This window comes from Ruegeria sp. HKCCA5463, assembly GCF_013034175.1.
Taxonomy (GTDB): Bacteria; Pseudomonadota; Alphaproteobacteria; order Rhodobacterales; family Rhodobacteraceae; genus Ruegeria.
In genome coordinates this window covers 53,369-67,434 of record NZ_WQFL01000007.1, presented here as the reverse complement: position 1 = coordinate 67,434, position 14,066 = coordinate 53,369, and the positions used below count along the sequence as shown (strand labels likewise).

Genomic DNA, 14,066 nt, shown 5'->3' with positions numbered 1-14,066 from the left:
CATGTCGAACCTCGAAAAACTCCCCGTCACAGTGATCACCGGCTTTCTGGGCTCGGGCAAGACCACTTTGGTGCGTCACCTGATGCAGAACCCGCAGGGCAAGCGCCTTGCCGTCGTAGTCAACGAGTTCGGCGATGTAGGCGTCGATGGCGACATCCTGAAATCCTGTGCCATTCCAGATTGCCCGGCGGAAAACATCATGGAACTGGCCAATGGCTGCATCTGCTGCACCGTGGCAGATGATTTCATTCCCACCATCGAGGCCCTGATGGCGTTGGAGCCGCGCCCGGATCATATCCTGATCGAAACCAGCGGTCTGGCCCTGCCGAAACCGCTGCTCAAGGCATTCGACTGGCCTGACATCCGCTCGAAGATCACCGTCGACGGCGTGATCGCCTTAGCCGATGCCGAGGCTGTGGCCGCAGGCCGTTTCGCGCCCAATGTCGAAGCGGTGGACGCCCAGCGCATGGCCGATGACTCGATCGACCACGAAACGCCCCTGTCCGAGGTGTTCGAGGATCAGATCTCGTGCGCCGACATCATCCTGCTGACCAAGCCCGACCTCGCCGGCCCCGAAGGCGTGGCCAAAGCGCGCGAGATCATCGCCGCCGAGGCGCCGCGCCCCCTGCCCGTCGTCGAAGTGGCCGAAGGTGCCGTGGACGTGCGCGTTGTGCTGGGTCTGGAAGCCGCCGCCGAGGATGACATGGACGCCCGACCCTCGCATCACGACGGCCATCACGATCACGAGCATGACGATTTCGAAAGCATCATCGTCGAGCTGCCCGAGCAGACCGATCCGGCCCAACTGGTCGCCAATATCGAACGCCTCGCCAATGAACTGAACATCCTGCGCGTCAAAGGGTATGCCGCCGTTCAGGGCAAACCCATGCGCCTGCTGGTCCAGGCAGTGGGTGCCCGCGTGCGTCACCAGTATGACCGCCCGTGGGAACCCGGTGAAGACCGTCGTTCGCGTCTGGTCGTCATCGCCGAGCATGACGATATCAAAGAGGCGGAAATCCGCGAAATCCTCGTGGGTGTGCGTGAGGCTGCCGAGTAAGACCCATGCACGTCGTCTTCCGCGAAAGCCACGGGCTCGAGGAAACCGAGACCCCAACCGATCTGGGCCAGAGCCCGGCGGATCTGGTGGTGCTGTCGTTTTCGGACAGCGATCTGGGGGCTTTCGCGGCGGGCTGGCATCGCGGCGGCGGACCGGAAGGGCGAATGCCGACCCTGCGGCTGGCGAATTTGACGGCGTTGAAACACCCGTTATCGGTCGATACCTATGTCGAGCAGACGATGGAGGGCGCCAAGGGCATTCTGATCCGTCTGATCGGCGGCGTCCCCTACTGGCCTTATGGGTTGCAGCAGGTTTTGGCCCTGGCGCAGGCCAAGGGCATCGCACTGGCGGTGCTGCCCGCCGACGGGCGCGAGGACACGCGGCTGGATGACTATTCCACCCTGCCGGTCTCGACCCTGCGGCGTCTGGCGCATCTGTGCGATACCGGCGGCGAGGTCGCGGCACAGGCGGCGCTGGCGCAGATGGCTTTGGCGGCGGGGCTTTATGCCGGTCCGGTGATGGGCGCCAAGACCTTGCCCGAATGTGGCGTGTGGTGTCCGGATCGCGGCGTAATCCCGGTGGAAACCGCGTTCGAAAGCAAGGCCAAACGAATCCTCGTCACCTTTTACCGCGCTTACCTGACCTCGGCAGACACCGCCCCGATCGCCGCCCTGATCCGCAGCCTGCGCGCCCGTGGATACGCGGCGGTGGGCATGTTTGCCCCGTCTCTCAAGGCGCCCGTGGCCGCCGACTGGTTGCGGGACCAGGTTGTTGCGCTGAACCCATCGGCCATTGTCAACGCCACCTCGTTTTCGGGAAAAGGTGCGTCGGGAACGTCGCCTCTGGACGCGGCAGGCGTGCCGGTGTTTCAGGTCGCTCTCGCCACCTCGCGCCGCAAAGCCTGGGCCGAGGCGGAACGCGGTTTGTCCCCCGCCGATCTTGCCATGCATGTGGTACTGCCCGAGGTGGATGGACGGATCTCAGCAGGAATCGCGTCTTTCAAGGAACCCGGCAAACGCGATCCGCATCTGGAATACGCGCGCTTTGCACATCGGCCCGAACCGGACCGGATCGAAGCAATCATCGACCGTGTATCGGGCTGGCTTGCACTGAACGACAAACCCAAGGCAGATCAGATTCCTGCGTTGGTCCTGTCCACCTATCCCGGCAAAGACTGGCAGATGGCCCATGCGGTTGGCCTCGACGCGCTGGCCTCGGCCGAGGCGATGCTGTCCGATCTTGACAAAGAAGGCTATGACATCGCGACAGGCGAGCCGATTGCCGACACTCTTCTGGACGCACGGATTTCGTGGTCGCTTGGGGATTATCAGGATGCGCTTGCGGAATTGCCCGAGACCCTGCGCGCTGATCTGCACGCCGTTTGGGGCGCGCCCGAAGATGATCCGGCCTGTGCCGATGGTGCCTTCCATTTCACCGCGCTTCGGCGCGGCAAGGCGCTGGTCGCGCTGCAACCCGAACGCGGCACGCCCGAGCTGCGAGATGACGACTATCATGACCTCTCGCGCACCCCGCGCCACGGTTATGTCGCCTTCTATCTGTGGCTGCGCAAAGGGTTGGGTGCCGATGCGCTGATCCATATCGGCGCGCATGGAACGCTGGAATGGTTGCCCGGAAAATCGGTCGCCTTGTCTGCCGATTGTTGGCCCGAGGCGCTGATCGGCGATCTGCCGGTGATCTACCCGTTTATCGTGAACGACCCGGGCGAGGCCGCGCAAGCCAAGCGCCGGATCGGAGCCGTCACGCTGGGCCACATCCCGCCCCCGATGAAGGAAAGCGGCACGCCGGATCGGATGGTGCGGCTTGAATCGCTGCTGGATGAGTTTTCCAACGCCGACGGGCTTGACCCCAAACGCCGCGACCGCTTGCAGGAAGATATCCGTGATGAGGCGCAGGCGATAGGGCTGGAAAGCGATCTTGGCCTCGATCAGGCAACCTGCACCGCCGAGGCCATCACCCGCATCGACCGCTTTGTCTGTGACATCAAGGAAAGCCAGTTTGGCGACGGGCTGCACATCTTCGGGCGTGTGCCCGAAGTGACGGGCAGTTTCGATCCGGCTCCTTCGGCCCACGCCGAACGCGACGCGCTGATCAAAGCGCTCGAAGGCAAGCGGATTGATGCCGGGCCTTCAGGGTCCCCCTATCGTGGCCGGTCAGATGTTCTGCCCACCGGGCGGAACCTTTACACCACCGATCCGCGGTCGGTTCCGACCCGTGCGGCCTATGCTCAGGGTGTGAAACTGGCCGAAGAACTGGTGCGGCGCCATCTTCAGGAAGAAGGCGATTACCCGAAGGGGCTGATCGTCGATCTGTGGGGGTCAGCCACCATGCGCACGGCGGGCGAGGAATTCGCCATGGCCCTGCACCTGCTGGGCGTCAAACCCGTGTGGGACAAAGGGTCCGAGAGGGTTTCCGGCATCGAGGTTCTGCCGATCACCGACCTGAGCCGCCCGCGTCTGGACGTGACCTTGCGGGTTTCGGGCCTGTTCCGGGATGTTTTCCCGACGCTGTCCGCTTTGTTTGGCCAAGCGGTTCGCGCATTGGCCGCGCGCGATGAGGCAAGGGATTGGAACCCCTATGCCGGGCAGGAGCCGGCAGCGCGGGTCTATGGACCTGCGCCCGGAAGCTATGGCGTCAATATGACCGAACTTTCCGAAGTGTATACCGACGAGGCCCGTGCGCAGGCCGGTGAAGCGTGGCTTGAGGCCAGCTCTTTTGCATTGGAAGGCGAACACATCTCGCAGGACAAGGACGGCATCACCCAACGCGTTGCAAATGCGGACAGCTTTGTCCACTTGCAGGACCTGACCGAAACCGATCTTCTTCTGGCCAACGATTATGCCACACACGAGGCGGGTTTTGCCGCCGCCAAGAAGATCGCCGGCGGAACCGCGCAGCTTTACCATCTGGACAATACCAACCCCGAAAATCCGCGTGCCCGTACTTTGCGCGAAGAAATCAGCCGAGTCGTCCACGCCCGTGCCGCCAACCCCGGCTGGATCGCCGGGATGCAACGCCATGGTTTCCGGGGGGCGGCTGAAATCGCGGCAACGCTGGATCATATGGCTTCTTTCGCGCATCTGTCTGGCACGGTCGCACCACATCTTTTTGACCTCTACCACGATGCCACTCTGGGCAACGAAGAGGTCGACGCGTTCCTGCAAGAGGCCAATCCCAAGGCGCGCCAGGCCATGCAGGACCGGTTCCGCGCGCTGCTTGAGGCCGGGCTTTGGAACACGCGCCGGAACTCTATCCGGGCTGATCTGGAGGGATTGAGATGAGTGCACCAATTGTTCAGGGCTGGTGCCCGGGCGCCCATCGTCCGATGATGTCCGGTGACGGTCTGGTCGTCAGGGTCAGGCCCCGGCTGGCGCGTCTGGAGGCCGATCAGGCACTGGGACTGTGCGATCTGGCGGACCGCTTTGGCAACGGCTCGATCGATTTGACCAATCGCGCCAATCTGCAATTGCGGGGCGTGGAAGAGGAAGACCATCAGCCTCTGCTCAAAGAGCTTGCCGCGCTGAACCTGCTGGATGCGGAACCCGGTATCGAAATACGCCGCAATATTCTGGTTACGCCGCTCTATCAGGCGGGCGATTTGACTGCTCGACTGACCCATGAACTGATTGATCGGCTTGTGGAGCTGCCGGCCCTGCCGGCAAAGTTCGGCTTTGCAATCGACACGGGCCGCGAACGTCTGCTGGCGTCGGATTCGGCTGATATTCGTCTGGAAACCGGTGCAGGCGGCCTGATCCTGCGCGCCGATGGCTGCGAAACCGGGCGGAGCGTGACCGAGACCGACGCCATTGACCACGTGATCGCGCTGGCAATGTGGTTTGCCGAAACCTACACACCCGAGACACGCCGCATGGCGCATGTCATCGACGCCCTGCCGCAGGAATGGAAGGGATGTGCGCCCGGTTCTGTTGGCGCAAAGCTTCAACCGGGCCGCTGTGAACTGGGTGCCCTGTACGGCGCGGCTTTTGGGTCGCTGCCTGCGCGCAAGCTGTATGACCTGATCGAGGACAGCGGCGCTTGCGCCCTGCGCGTCACCCCGTGGCGGCTGATCCTGCTGGAAGGCGGGGCGGCGATACCTGCCCCGGCCTTTGTCGAAGATGGAACCGATCCGTTGATGACCACCGACGCCTGCCCCGGCGCGCCGTTCTGCCCGCAGGCGCAGGCCGAGACGCGCGACATCGCCCGGGCGTTGGCTTCGCGGGTGTCCGGACGCCTGCATGTTTCAGGCTGCAGCAAGGGATGCGCTCGCATGGGTCCTGCCGACATCACATTGGTGGGCGCAAACGGACGATTTGATCTTGTCAAACAGGGCCGCGCAGGGGATGAGCCCAGCCAACGCGGGCTCGACCCGGAAACACTCATGACTATGGACTTCACCTGATGCCCTATACATACGAAACCGATGGCGCGGCGATCTACAAGGAAAGCTTTGCCACCATCCGGTCCGAGGCTGATCTGGCCCGTTTTGATGCCGATGAAGAGCAGGTTGCCGTTCGCATGATCCACGCCGCGGGCATGGTCGGGCTGGAAGAGTTCGTGCATTTCTCGCCAGGCTTCGTGCAGACGGCCCGCACTGCTTTGGAAAATGGCGCACCGATCCTGTGTGATGCGCGCATGGTCAGCGAAGGTGTCACCCGTTTCCGCCTGCCCGCCGACAACCAGGTGATCTGTACCCTGCACGATGAACGCGTACGCCCGCTGGCTGCCGAGATGAGCAACACCCGTTCCGCCGCTGCGCTGGAGCTGTGGCGGCCGCATCTGGAGGGCGCGCTGGTCGCCATAGGCAATGCGCCCACCGCACTGTTCCATTTGCTGAACATGCTGGAAGACCCGGATTGCCCGCGCCCTGCCGCGATCATCGGCTGCCCGGTTGGCTTCGTCGGCGCGGTGGAATCCAAGGATGCGCTGTGGCAGGCGCAACCGGTGCCGTCCTGCATCGTCAAAGGTCGTCTGGGCGGCAGCGCCATCACGGTGGCGGCCATCAACGCCATCGCAAGCCGGGCAGAATGAAGATGGGCACCATATACGGTGTGGGCCTTGGCCCCGGCGATCCGGATTTGATGAGCGTCCGGGCTGATCGCCTCCTGCGCAATGCAAAGCATGTGGCGTATTTCCGCAAACCCGGTCGCAGTGGTCAGGCCCGCAAGATCGTCAACGGGATGATTCCCGATGGCGCGGTCGAGTTTCCCATGGAATATCCCGTAACCACCGAGATCCCGGTGACAGACCCGCGTTACAACGAATTGCTGGCAGCATTCTACGAAGACTGCACAAGGCATCTCAAGGCCCTGTCAGAACGGGGTGAGGACGTGGTTGTTCTGTGCGAGGGCGATCCCTTCTTCTATGGCTCGTTCATGCACCTTTACAGCCGACTGCGCCAAGACGCGCCGGTTGAAGTTGTACCCGCCATTACCGGCATGTCCGGAGCCTGGACCGCGACCGGAGACCCGATCACCTGGGGTGATGATGTGCTGACCGTGCTGGTTGGCACCCTGCCCGAAGACACGCTGGCGGAACGCATGGCTCTGACCGATGCGTTGGTCGTGATGAAAATCGGACGCAACATCGACAAGGTGAAGCGCGCTCTGAAGACCGCTGGCCTGTATGACCGGGCGTGGATCGTGGAATATGCGCAGATGCCGAACCAGACCGTGACAAAGCTGTCCGAAGCCTGCGAGAAGATCACCCCGTATTTCTCGATCATCGTCGTGCACGGTCAGGGACGGCGACCATGAGCGGCTGGGTCAAGATTGCCGGTCTGGGGCCGGGTGACGAGGCGCTTGTTACACCAGAAGTAACAGCCGCGCTGGCCGAAGCCACCGATGTTGTGGGCTACATCCCATATGTGGCGCGTATTGCCGAACGCCCCGGCCTTACACTGCATGCCAGTGACAACCGGGTCGAAATCGACCGCTCGCAACATGCGCTGCAAATGGCTGCCGATGGCAAACGGGTGGTCGTTGTATCCTCGGGCGATCCCGGCGTGTTTGCCATGGCGGCGGCCGTTTTCGAAGCACTGGAAAACGGCCCTTCTGAATGGCGCGATCTTCAGATCGATGTACTGCCGGGTATCACCGCGATGCTGGCCGCATCTGCGCGAGCAGGCGCGCCGATGGGGCATGATTTCTGCGCCATCAACCTCAGCGACAACCTCAAACCATGGTCATTGATCGAAAAACGCTTGCGCCTTGCCGCACAGGCGGATTTCTCGATGGCCTTTTACAATCCGCGCTCGAAGTCCCGCCCGGAAGGCTTTGTAAAAACGCTGAAAATCCTGCGTGAAGAATGTGAGCCTGAACGTCTGATCCTGTTCGCCCGCGCCGTATCGCGGGCCGATGAAGAGATGCGTATTTCGACACTGGCCGAAGCCACGCCCGACATGGCGGATATGCAGACCGTGGTGATCGTGGGGTCATCCCGAACGCGCGTCATCGAGCGCGATGGCGCACCCATCGTTTACACCCCTCGCTTCACCCCTGATGAGGATCAGGGATGAGACAGCCAGTCCAGAACCTGTGCGACCTGCGAAAACTCGGTCCGCTTCGGCAGAACCGGGCGGTCGATCATCAGCACGGGAAGGCCCAGCGCCCGCGCCGCGTCCAGCTTGGCGCGCGCGCCCGTGCCGCCGGCGTTCTTGGACACGACCAGCTGCGTACCATGGCGCTGCATCAACGCCCGGTCGTCGGCTTCGGTAAACGGCCCTCGGGAGACGACCACCTCTGCATTCGGCAAGGGCAAAGTGTCGGGCTCATCCACAAGGCGCAGCAGATAACTGTGTTGAGGTCGGGTCGAAAAATCTTCAAGATGCATGCGGCCTACGGCAAGGAAAACACGCTGAGCATCACCGGACAATGCGTCGACGGCGGCAGCGATGTCGGGCACGTGACGCCAGACATCGCCGGGCTGCGACACCCAGGCCGCGCGGGTCAACGCGGCCAATGGCGTCCGCGTCGCGGTGCATGCCTCGATCGCGTTCCGGCTCATCCGGGCCGCAAATGGATGGGTCGCGTCCACGACATGGGTGATGGCGTTCTCATGGATATAGGCGGCCAAACCTTCCGGACCGCCGAAACCGCCAACCCTTACCGGCAAGGGGCGCGGACGCGGGTTTTCCACCCGTCCGGCGTAGGAATACACAGCAGCAATCCCTTGTTGCGAAACAGCTTTGGCCAGCGCGTTGGCCTCGGTCGTGCCGCCAAGGATCAGGAGGGTTGTCATGTCTGAATCTCCGTGGCTGACCGTTCTGGGACTGGGCGAAGATGGGTTTGATGGCCTGTCGTCAACCAGCCGTCAAGTGCTGGACCGGGCCGAAGTGATCATGGGGCCGCCGCGCCACCTGTCGTTGCTGCCCGAAACAGGGGCGGAACGTGTCGAATGGCCCGTGCCGTTCTCGGAAGGGCTGCCGATCCTGAAGGGATTGCGTGGCCGGCAGACGGTTGTTCTGGCCTCGGGCGATCCGTTCTGGTTTGGCGCGGGTTCGGTCATTGCGCGCAATTTCGATGCCGGTGAATGGACCGCCCTGCCCGGCCAATCCACCTTCTCGCTGGCCGCTGCCCGGCTCGGCTGGCCTTTGGAAAGCACATTGACCTTCGGCCTGCACGCCGCGCCGCTGACCCGTTTGCGTCCTCATCTGGCGCCGGGAGCGCACGCGATCCTGTTGCTGCGTGACGGAAAGTCCGTGGCGGAACTGGCACGGTATCTGACCGAGACAGGCTTTGCCGACTCGGCCCTGCATGTGATGCAGGCCCTAGGTGGCCCGCGCGAAAACACCAGAACAGTCACGCTGACCGAGGCGCTGTTGGGCACGTTCGACCATCCGGTCTGCGTCGGTCTGGAGGTTTCCGGTGCAGGACCTGCCCTTTCCAAGGCGTCTGGCAAACCGGACCACATCTTCGAGACGGACGGTCAGATCACCAAACGTCCGATCCGCGCGCTGACACTCTCGGCGCTTGCTCCGCAACGGGGCGAACACTTGTGGGATATCGGAGGGGGCACCGGTTCGATCAGCATCGAATGGCTGATGTGCGATCCGACCCTGACCGCAACCAGTATTGAACCCCGTGCTGACAGGGCTGAGCGCATTCGTCGGAATGCCGATGCATTGGGTCAGGATCGGTTGAATGTCATCCATGGCACCGCGCCCGCTGCACTGGGTGGGTTGGAACTGCCCGACGTGGTGTTCATCGGAGGGGGGCTTGATCCAGACCTGCTGCACTGGCTGCACCAGAACCTGTCTTCCGGAACCCGCCTGGTTGCCAATGCCGTGACTTTGGAAAGCGAGGCCACATTGGCCCAGTGGCATGAGAGACTGGGCGGAGAGCTTCTGCGGATCGAACTCGCTCAGTCGGCGCCGCTTGGACCGCGCCGCGGCTGGAAATCCGCCTATCCGGTCGTGCAATGGAGCGTGACGCTATGATCGTTGCCGGTTTGGGATTCTCGTCCGCTGCCACGGTTGCCAGCTTGCGCGCCGCATTTGACACGGCGGCCGCAAACCACGATGTCGCCGCCCTGGCAACCGTTGCTGACAAGGAAGGTCATTCGGCCCTGACGACCTTTGCCGAAGAACTGTCGCTTCCCCTGCATTTCGTTGCCGCCGCCGATCTGGCCGGTCAACGTACACTCACCTGCTCGAACCGCAGCCGCGCAACCTATGGCACCGGAAGCGTGGCCGAAGCATCCGCATTGGCGGCCGCCGGAAAGCATTTTGGCCCGGGTGCGCGGCTGCTTTCACCCAGACAGATTTCAGACGACCGGCTGGCGACCTGCGCCATAGCCATCGGAGGACAGACATGACCGTTCATTTCATCGGCGCCGGACCGGGCGCCGCCGACCTGCTGACGCTGCGCGGGCGCGACATCATCGCATCCTGCCCCGTTTGCCTTTATGCGGGTTCCCTGGTTCCGGAAGAAATTCTTGGCCACTGCCCCGAAGGCGCAAGGATCGTGAACACCGCGCCAATGGATCTGGATCAGATCATGGCCGAGATCGAGGCCGCACATCAGGCCGGCCAGGATGTGGCCCGTCTGCATTCGGGCGACCTGTCGGTCTGGTCGGCGATGGGGGAACAGATCCGCCGCCTCAAGGAAATGGGCATCCCGGTCAGCGTAACCCCAGGCGTTCCGTCCTTTGCGGCGGCTGCGGCGGCTTTGGGAACCGAGCTTACTCTGCCCGGGCTGGCGCAATCCGTGGTTCTGACCCGGACGCCGGGCCGTGCATCTTCCATGCCCGAAGGCGAGACGTTGGAGAATTTCGCACGCACAGGGGCGACACTTGCCATTCATCTGTCCATCGGCAATCTGGACAATGTCATTGCCGATCTGACCCCGGCCTATGGGTCCGATTGTCCGGTCGCCGTGGTCTATCGCGCAAGCTGGCCGGATGAACGGATCATCCGCGCGACGCTGGGAACGCTCAAAGAGGCGCTGGATGACAGCATCTCGCGGACTGCGTTGATCATGGTCGGTCCGGCACTGGCGGGCGAAGGTTTCGACGAAAGCTGCCTGTATTCGAAAGATTACGACCGCCGCTATCGCCCGCAAAGCGCCGAGAGCCCCTGGTCAAGCTGGAGCCATGGTGATGATTAACCCTCCGGGCCTTCTGATTTCCGCCCCGTCTTCGGGCACGGGCAAGACAACGGTCATGCTGGGCCTGTTGCGCGCGTTGGCCGAGGATGGCCTGACCGTTCAACCGTTCAAGAGCGGACCGGATTATATTGACCCTGCCTTCCACCGAGCCGCGGCTGGGCGGGCTTCGTTCAATCTTGACAGTTGGGCAATGGGCGATCCTTTGTTGAACGCGATCTCAGCTCAGGCCGAAGGCGCTAACATCGTGGTAGCCGAAGGATCGATGGGCCTGTTCGATGGCGTGGCCAAGCCGGGTGAGTTGGGTCATGGGTCGAGCGCCGAGACCGCTGCACGGATGGGTTGGCCGGTCGTACTGGTGCTGGATGTCGGCGGTCAGGCGCAATCTGCGGCGGCCACCGCGCTGGGGTTCAGGATGTACAACCCCGATCTGCCCTTTGCCGGCGTCATTCTGAACCGCTGTGCCAGCCCCCGGCACGAGCGCCTGACCCGGTTGGGGATGGAACGTGCAGGCCTGCCGGTTCTGGGTGTGCTGCCGCGCAGAGGCGATCTGACCCTCCCCGAGCGGCATCTGGGGTTGATCCAGGCCGTCGAACACCCGGATCTGGAAAGCGCCATTGTGGGATATGCTACATTTCTGCGCGAACATGTGGATTTGGAAGCGATCAAACGGGCGGCTTCCTCAGGCCCCATTGGGCCATCGTCAGACGCGCTGCCGCGCCCTCCGGCCCAGCGGATTGCACTGGCACGGGACGCGGCATTTTCCTTTACCTATCCACATTTGCTGGAAGGCTGGCGCGCAGCTGGGGCCGAGATCCTGCCCTTCTCGCCTCTGGCCGATGAAGCGCCGGCGGCGGATGCCGATCTGGTCTGGCTGCCCGGCGGCTATCCGGAACTGCATGCCGGGACGTTGGCTGCTGCCCAAACGTTCCTCGCTGGTCTGCGCAAGCACGCGGAAACAAGGCCTGTGCATGGCGAATGCGGTGGGTATATGGCGCTGGGTCATGCGCTGATCGACAAGGATGGCGTGCGGCATGAAATGGCTGGCCTGCTGGGGCTGGTGACGTCGTACCAAAAACGCAAATTCAACCTAGGCTATCGCAAGGCCGAACTTTTGGCCCCGATGCCGGGATTTGCGCGGAATGCAGCGCTGCGCGGGCATGAGTTCCACTATTCCTCGATCGTGGATCAGCCTGACCCGCCGCTGGCCCGTGTGTTTGATGCCGAAGGCGCAGAGGGACCTCAGACCGGCTCTGTTCGCGGCAATGTCACAGGTACGTTCTTTCACCTGATTGCGGAGGCAACTGCATGAGCGGATTTGTCTCTTTCATCGGCTCGGGCCCCGGCGATCCGGAACTGCTGACGCTGAAGGCCGTCGACAGGATGAAAAAAGCCGATGCGATTTTGTTCGATGACCTCAGCAGCGGGCCGATTCTGAGCCACGCGCGCGAGGACGCCGATCTTGTGGGCGTGGGCAAACGGGCAGGTCGCCCCTCGCCCAAACAGGACCATGTCAGCAGGTTGCTAGTGGACTACGCCCAGACCGGCCAACATGTCGTGCGGTTGAAATCCGGCGATGGCGGCATGTTCGGGCGGCTTGAAGAAGAGCTTGTTGCCCTTCGTGATGCGGGCATTGAATTCGAGATCATCCCCGGCGTACCGTCTGCGGTGGCTGCCGCTGCTGCTGCAGGCATCCCGCTGACGCGTCGTCTGACCGCACGGCGGGTGCAGTTCGTGACGGGACATGACGTCAGTGGCGCGTTGCCGAAAGACCTGAACCTGACAGCCTTGGCCGATTCTCAGGCCACCACTGTCGTATTCATGGGTAAACGTACTTTCCCGCTTCTGGCAGAAGCACTGCATTCACACGGCCTGCCTTTGGATACGCCTGCTTTGATGGCTGAATCTGTTTCGACCCCGGATCAGAAGCTGACGCGCGCCACCATCGGTGCCCTGGCCGAACAGCTGAAATCCGAGATCGGCACGGCTCCGGCCTTGATCCTTTACGGGCCGCTGGCGGAGTTCGAAGATGATTAACCTGAGCCTGATTGGCATCGGCACCGGCAACCCGGATCACGTGACCTTTCAGGGGGCGCAGGCGATCCGGTCGGCCGATCTGATTCTGATCCCCCGCAAGGGCGAAAACAAGGCCGATCTGGCCGGGCTGCGTGAGGACATCATTGATCGGGTAACCGAGACACCGCCAAGGATAGCCTATTTTGACATCCCAAGGCGCCGGGCGGATGACGGCTATCTGCGTGGCGTGGACGAATGGCACGACGCCATTGCGCTGCGCTGGCAAGAGGCGATCGAGGCCCACCCGGAGGCGCAGAACATTGCGCTGCTGATTTGGGGCGACCCGTCCCTGTATGACAGTTCGCTGCGCATTGCGGCGCGGCTGGACCCCAAGCCCAACACCAGGGTGATCCCGGGCATCACGGCCTTGCAGGCTTTGACCGCGGCTCATGCGATCCCGATCAATGACCTGGGCGCACCCTATGTCGTGACCACCGGGCGTCGTATCCGGAAGGAAGGCTGGCCTGAAACCGCTTCGAAAGTCGCCGTCATGCTGGACGGGGAATGTTCGTTCCAGTCCCTCAGAATGTCAGAGTATGACATCTGGTGGGGGGCCTATGTGGGCATGAAAGAAGAACTGCTGATCAGCGGCCCTTTGGATCAAGTCGCGCAGCGGATCCTTGACACGCGCGCCCGCGCCCGAGCCGACCATGGCTGGATCATGGATATCTACTTGCTGAAGAAACGCGACGTGCAGCAGCGCGCGGCGAACACGGATTCGTGACCGCGCAGAACTCTCAAGTCTGGCACACAGGTCAGAGCAAGATACCGGAGACGCGTTGATGAAAGCCTTCATTCCCCTGCTCTGCCTGATCGCGTTGCCTCTGTGGGCTCAGGATGCGCCCGAGGGCTGGGCCGTATACCCAACCCAGAAACCGTATGCAGAACTGGTTGACGCAACCAAAGCCGCGATCAAGGAAAACGGGCTGATCGTCGTGACTCAGGCGGGCCCGACCAAAGCGGCGGCAGCACGTGGGATATCGATTCCCGGAAATCGCGTGATCGGCGCTTTCAACAATGACTACGCCGTGCGGGTTCTGGAAACCTCGGTCCACGCGATGATCGAGGCCCCGATCCGGTTTTACGTTACCGAGAACAAAGACGGGACGGCGAACCTGTCGTATAAAACCCCCAGTTTCGTCTTTGCGCCCTACGTCTCGGAAGGTGGGCAGAACCTGATGGATATTGCGGCCGAACTTGACTCGACGTTTCAATCGATCGCTGAACGCGCAGTCAAATAGTCACACTGGCGTGAACCGCCTTGCGTCCGGGAACGTCCTCCGCAATCTGCTTGAAACGGTTTTATCGGAGCATGA

14 protein-coding genes are annotated in these 14,066 nt (G+C 62.6%); 13 read left to right on the top strand and 1 reads right to left on the bottom strand.

Annotated features, from left to right (window positions below; translation table 11 throughout):
* Position 1 precedes the first annotated feature (1 nt).
* From cobW to cobJ, 6 genes are read left to right on the top strand one after another with little or no spacing between them, the layout of a single operon-like run.
* A complete protein-coding gene (cobW, locus tag GOW09_RS15165) occupies positions 2-1,057 on the top strand; it encodes a cobalamin biosynthesis protein CobW (protein WP_171119456.1) in 1,056 nt (351 codons plus the stop codon).
* 5 nt (positions 1,058-1,062) lie between these two features.
* On the top strand, positions 1,063-4,356 hold the full coding sequence (gene cobN / locus GOW09_RS15160) for a cobaltochelatase subunit CobN (RefSeq protein WP_171119455.1): 3,294 nt from the start codon (positions 1,063-1,065) through the stop codon (positions 4,354-4,356).
* Complete coding sequence (locus GOW09_RS15155) at positions 4,353-5,474, top strand: cobalamin biosynthesis protein CobG (RefSeq protein WP_171119454.1); 1,122 nt, start codon at positions 4,353-4,355, stop codon at positions 5,472-5,474. Before cobN ends, GOW09_RS15155 begins: the two co-directional genes overlap by 4 nt.
* Positions 5,474-6,103, top strand: a complete 630-nt coding sequence (locus GOW09_RS15150; protein WP_152457460.1) for a precorrin-8X methylmutase — start codon at positions 5,474-5,476, stop codon at positions 6,101-6,103. The genes GOW09_RS15155 and GOW09_RS15150 overlap by 1 nt, the downstream gene beginning before the upstream one ends.
* The gene (locus tag GOW09_RS15145; RefSeq protein ID WP_171119453.1) at positions 6,100-6,828 is read left to right on the top strand and encodes a precorrin-2 C(20)-methyltransferase; all 729 of its coding nucleotides are present in this window, start codon (positions 6,100-6,102) and stop codon (positions 6,826-6,828) included. Before GOW09_RS15150 ends, GOW09_RS15145 begins: the two co-directional genes overlap by 4 nt.
* The gene (gene cobJ / locus GOW09_RS15140) at positions 6,825-7,589 is read left to right on the top strand and encodes a precorrin-3B C(17)-methyltransferase (protein WP_171119452.1); all 765 of its coding nucleotides are present in this window, start codon (positions 6,825-6,827) and stop codon (positions 7,587-7,589) included. The genes GOW09_RS15145 and cobJ overlap by 4 nt, the downstream gene beginning before the upstream one ends.
* Here the strand turns inward: cobJ and GOW09_RS15135 are convergent.
* Positions 7,580-8,311 carry a cobalt-precorrin-6A reductase gene (locus tag GOW09_RS15135; protein WP_171119451.1) on the bottom strand — a complete coding sequence of 244 codons (732 nt, stop codon included), beginning with the start codon at positions 8,309-8,311 and terminating at the stop codon, positions 7,580-7,582. The genes cobJ and GOW09_RS15135 overlap by 10 nt on opposite strands.
* Between GOW09_RS15135 and cbiE the strand changes: the two genes are divergently transcribed.
* Genes cbiE through GOW09_RS15100 form a run of 7 tightly spaced genes read left to right on the top strand, consistent with a single transcriptional unit; the run spans position 8,310 to position 13,991 of the window.
* Positions 8,310-9,509, top strand: a complete 1,200-nt coding sequence (gene cbiE / locus GOW09_RS15130; protein ID WP_171119450.1) for a precorrin-6y C5,15-methyltransferase (decarboxylating) subunit CbiE — start codon at positions 8,310-8,312, stop codon at positions 9,507-9,509. The genes GOW09_RS15135 and cbiE overlap by 2 nt on opposite strands.
* On the top strand, positions 9,506-9,886 hold the full coding sequence (locus tag GOW09_RS15125; RefSeq protein WP_171119615.1) for a cobalamin biosynthesis protein: 381 nt from the start codon (positions 9,506-9,508) through the stop codon (positions 9,884-9,886). The genes cbiE and GOW09_RS15125 overlap by 4 nt, the downstream gene beginning before the upstream one ends.
* Positions 9,883-10,677 (top strand): precorrin-4 C(11)-methyltransferase, encoded by a 795-nt coding sequence (gene cobM, locus GOW09_RS15120; protein ID WP_171119449.1) that lies wholly within the window; start codon positions 9,883-9,885, stop codon positions 10,675-10,677. Before GOW09_RS15125 ends, cobM begins: the two co-directional genes overlap by 4 nt.
* Positions 10,664-11,986: a cobyrinate a,c-diamide synthase gene (locus tag GOW09_RS15115; protein WP_171119448.1), complete on the top strand. Its 1,323-nt coding sequence runs from the start codon at positions 10,664-10,666 to the stop codon at positions 11,984-11,986. Before cobM ends, GOW09_RS15115 begins: the two co-directional genes overlap by 14 nt.
* Complete coding sequence (cobA, locus tag GOW09_RS15110) at positions 11,983-12,711, top strand: uroporphyrinogen-III C-methyltransferase (RefSeq protein ID WP_171119447.1); 729 nt, start codon at positions 11,983-11,985, stop codon at positions 12,709-12,711. The genes GOW09_RS15115 and cobA overlap by 4 nt, the downstream gene beginning before the upstream one ends.
* Positions 12,704-13,474: a precorrin-6A synthase (deacetylating) gene (gene cobF, locus GOW09_RS15105; RefSeq protein WP_171119446.1), complete on the top strand. Its 771-nt coding sequence runs from the start codon at positions 12,704-12,706 to the stop codon at positions 13,472-13,474. Before cobA ends, cobF begins: the two co-directional genes overlap by 8 nt.
* Positions 13,475-13,532: 58 nt before the next feature.
* Positions 13,533-13,991, top strand: coding sequence for a DUF302 domain-containing protein (locus GOW09_RS15100; RefSeq protein ID WP_171119445.1), 459 nt, complete (start codon positions 13,533-13,535; stop codon positions 13,989-13,991).
* Positions 13,992-14,066 lie beyond the last annotated feature (75 nt).

Coding starts and splice junctions, on each gene's coding strand:
- GOW09_RS15100 (WP_171119445.1), top strand. CDS start 13,533: ATGAAAGCCTTCATTCCCCTGCTCTGCCTGATCGCGTTGCCTCTGTGG.
- cbiE (WP_171119450.1), top strand. CDS start 8,310: ATGTCTGAATCTCCGTGGCTGACCGTTCTGGGACTGGGCGAAGATGGG.
- GOW09_RS15155 (WP_171119454.1), top strand. CDS start 4,353: ATGAGTGCACCAATTGTTCAGGGCTGGTGCCCGGGCGCCCATCGTCCG.
- cobM (WP_171119449.1), top strand. CDS start 9,883: ATGACCGTTCATTTCATCGGCGCCGGACCGGGCGCCGCCGACCTGCTG.
- GOW09_RS15150 (WP_152457460.1), top strand. CDS start 5,474: ATGCCCTATACATACGAAACCGATGGCGCGGCGATCTACAAGGAAAGC.
- cobJ (WP_171119452.1), top strand. CDS start 6,825: ATGAGCGGCTGGGTCAAGATTGCCGGTCTGGGGCCGGGTGACGAGGCG.
- GOW09_RS15135 (WP_171119451.1), bottom strand. CDS start 8,311: ATGACAACCCTCCTGATCCTTGGCGGCACGACCGAGGCCAACGCGCTG.
- GOW09_RS15125 (WP_171119615.1), top strand. CDS start 9,506: ATGATCGTTGCCGGTTTGGGATTCTCGTCCGCTGCCACGGTTGCCAGC.
- GOW09_RS15145 (WP_171119453.1), top strand. CDS start 6,100: ATGAAGATGGGCACCATATACGGTGTGGGCCTTGGCCCCGGCGATCCG.
- cobA (WP_171119447.1), top strand. CDS start 11,983: ATGAGCGGATTTGTCTCTTTCATCGGCTCGGGCCCCGGCGATCCGGAA.
- GOW09_RS15115 (WP_171119448.1), top strand. CDS start 10,664: ATGGTGATGATTAACCCTCCGGGCCTTCTGATTTCCGCCCCGTCTTCG.
- cobN (WP_171119455.1), top strand. CDS start 1,063: ATGCACGTCGTCTTCCGCGAAAGCCACGGGCTCGAGGAAACCGAGACC.
- cobF (WP_171119446.1), top strand. CDS start 12,704: ATGATTAACCTGAGCCTGATTGGCATCGGCACCGGCAACCCGGATCAC.
- cobW (WP_171119456.1), top strand. CDS start 2: ATGTCGAACCTCGAAAAACTCCCCGTCACAGTGATCACCGGCTTTCTG.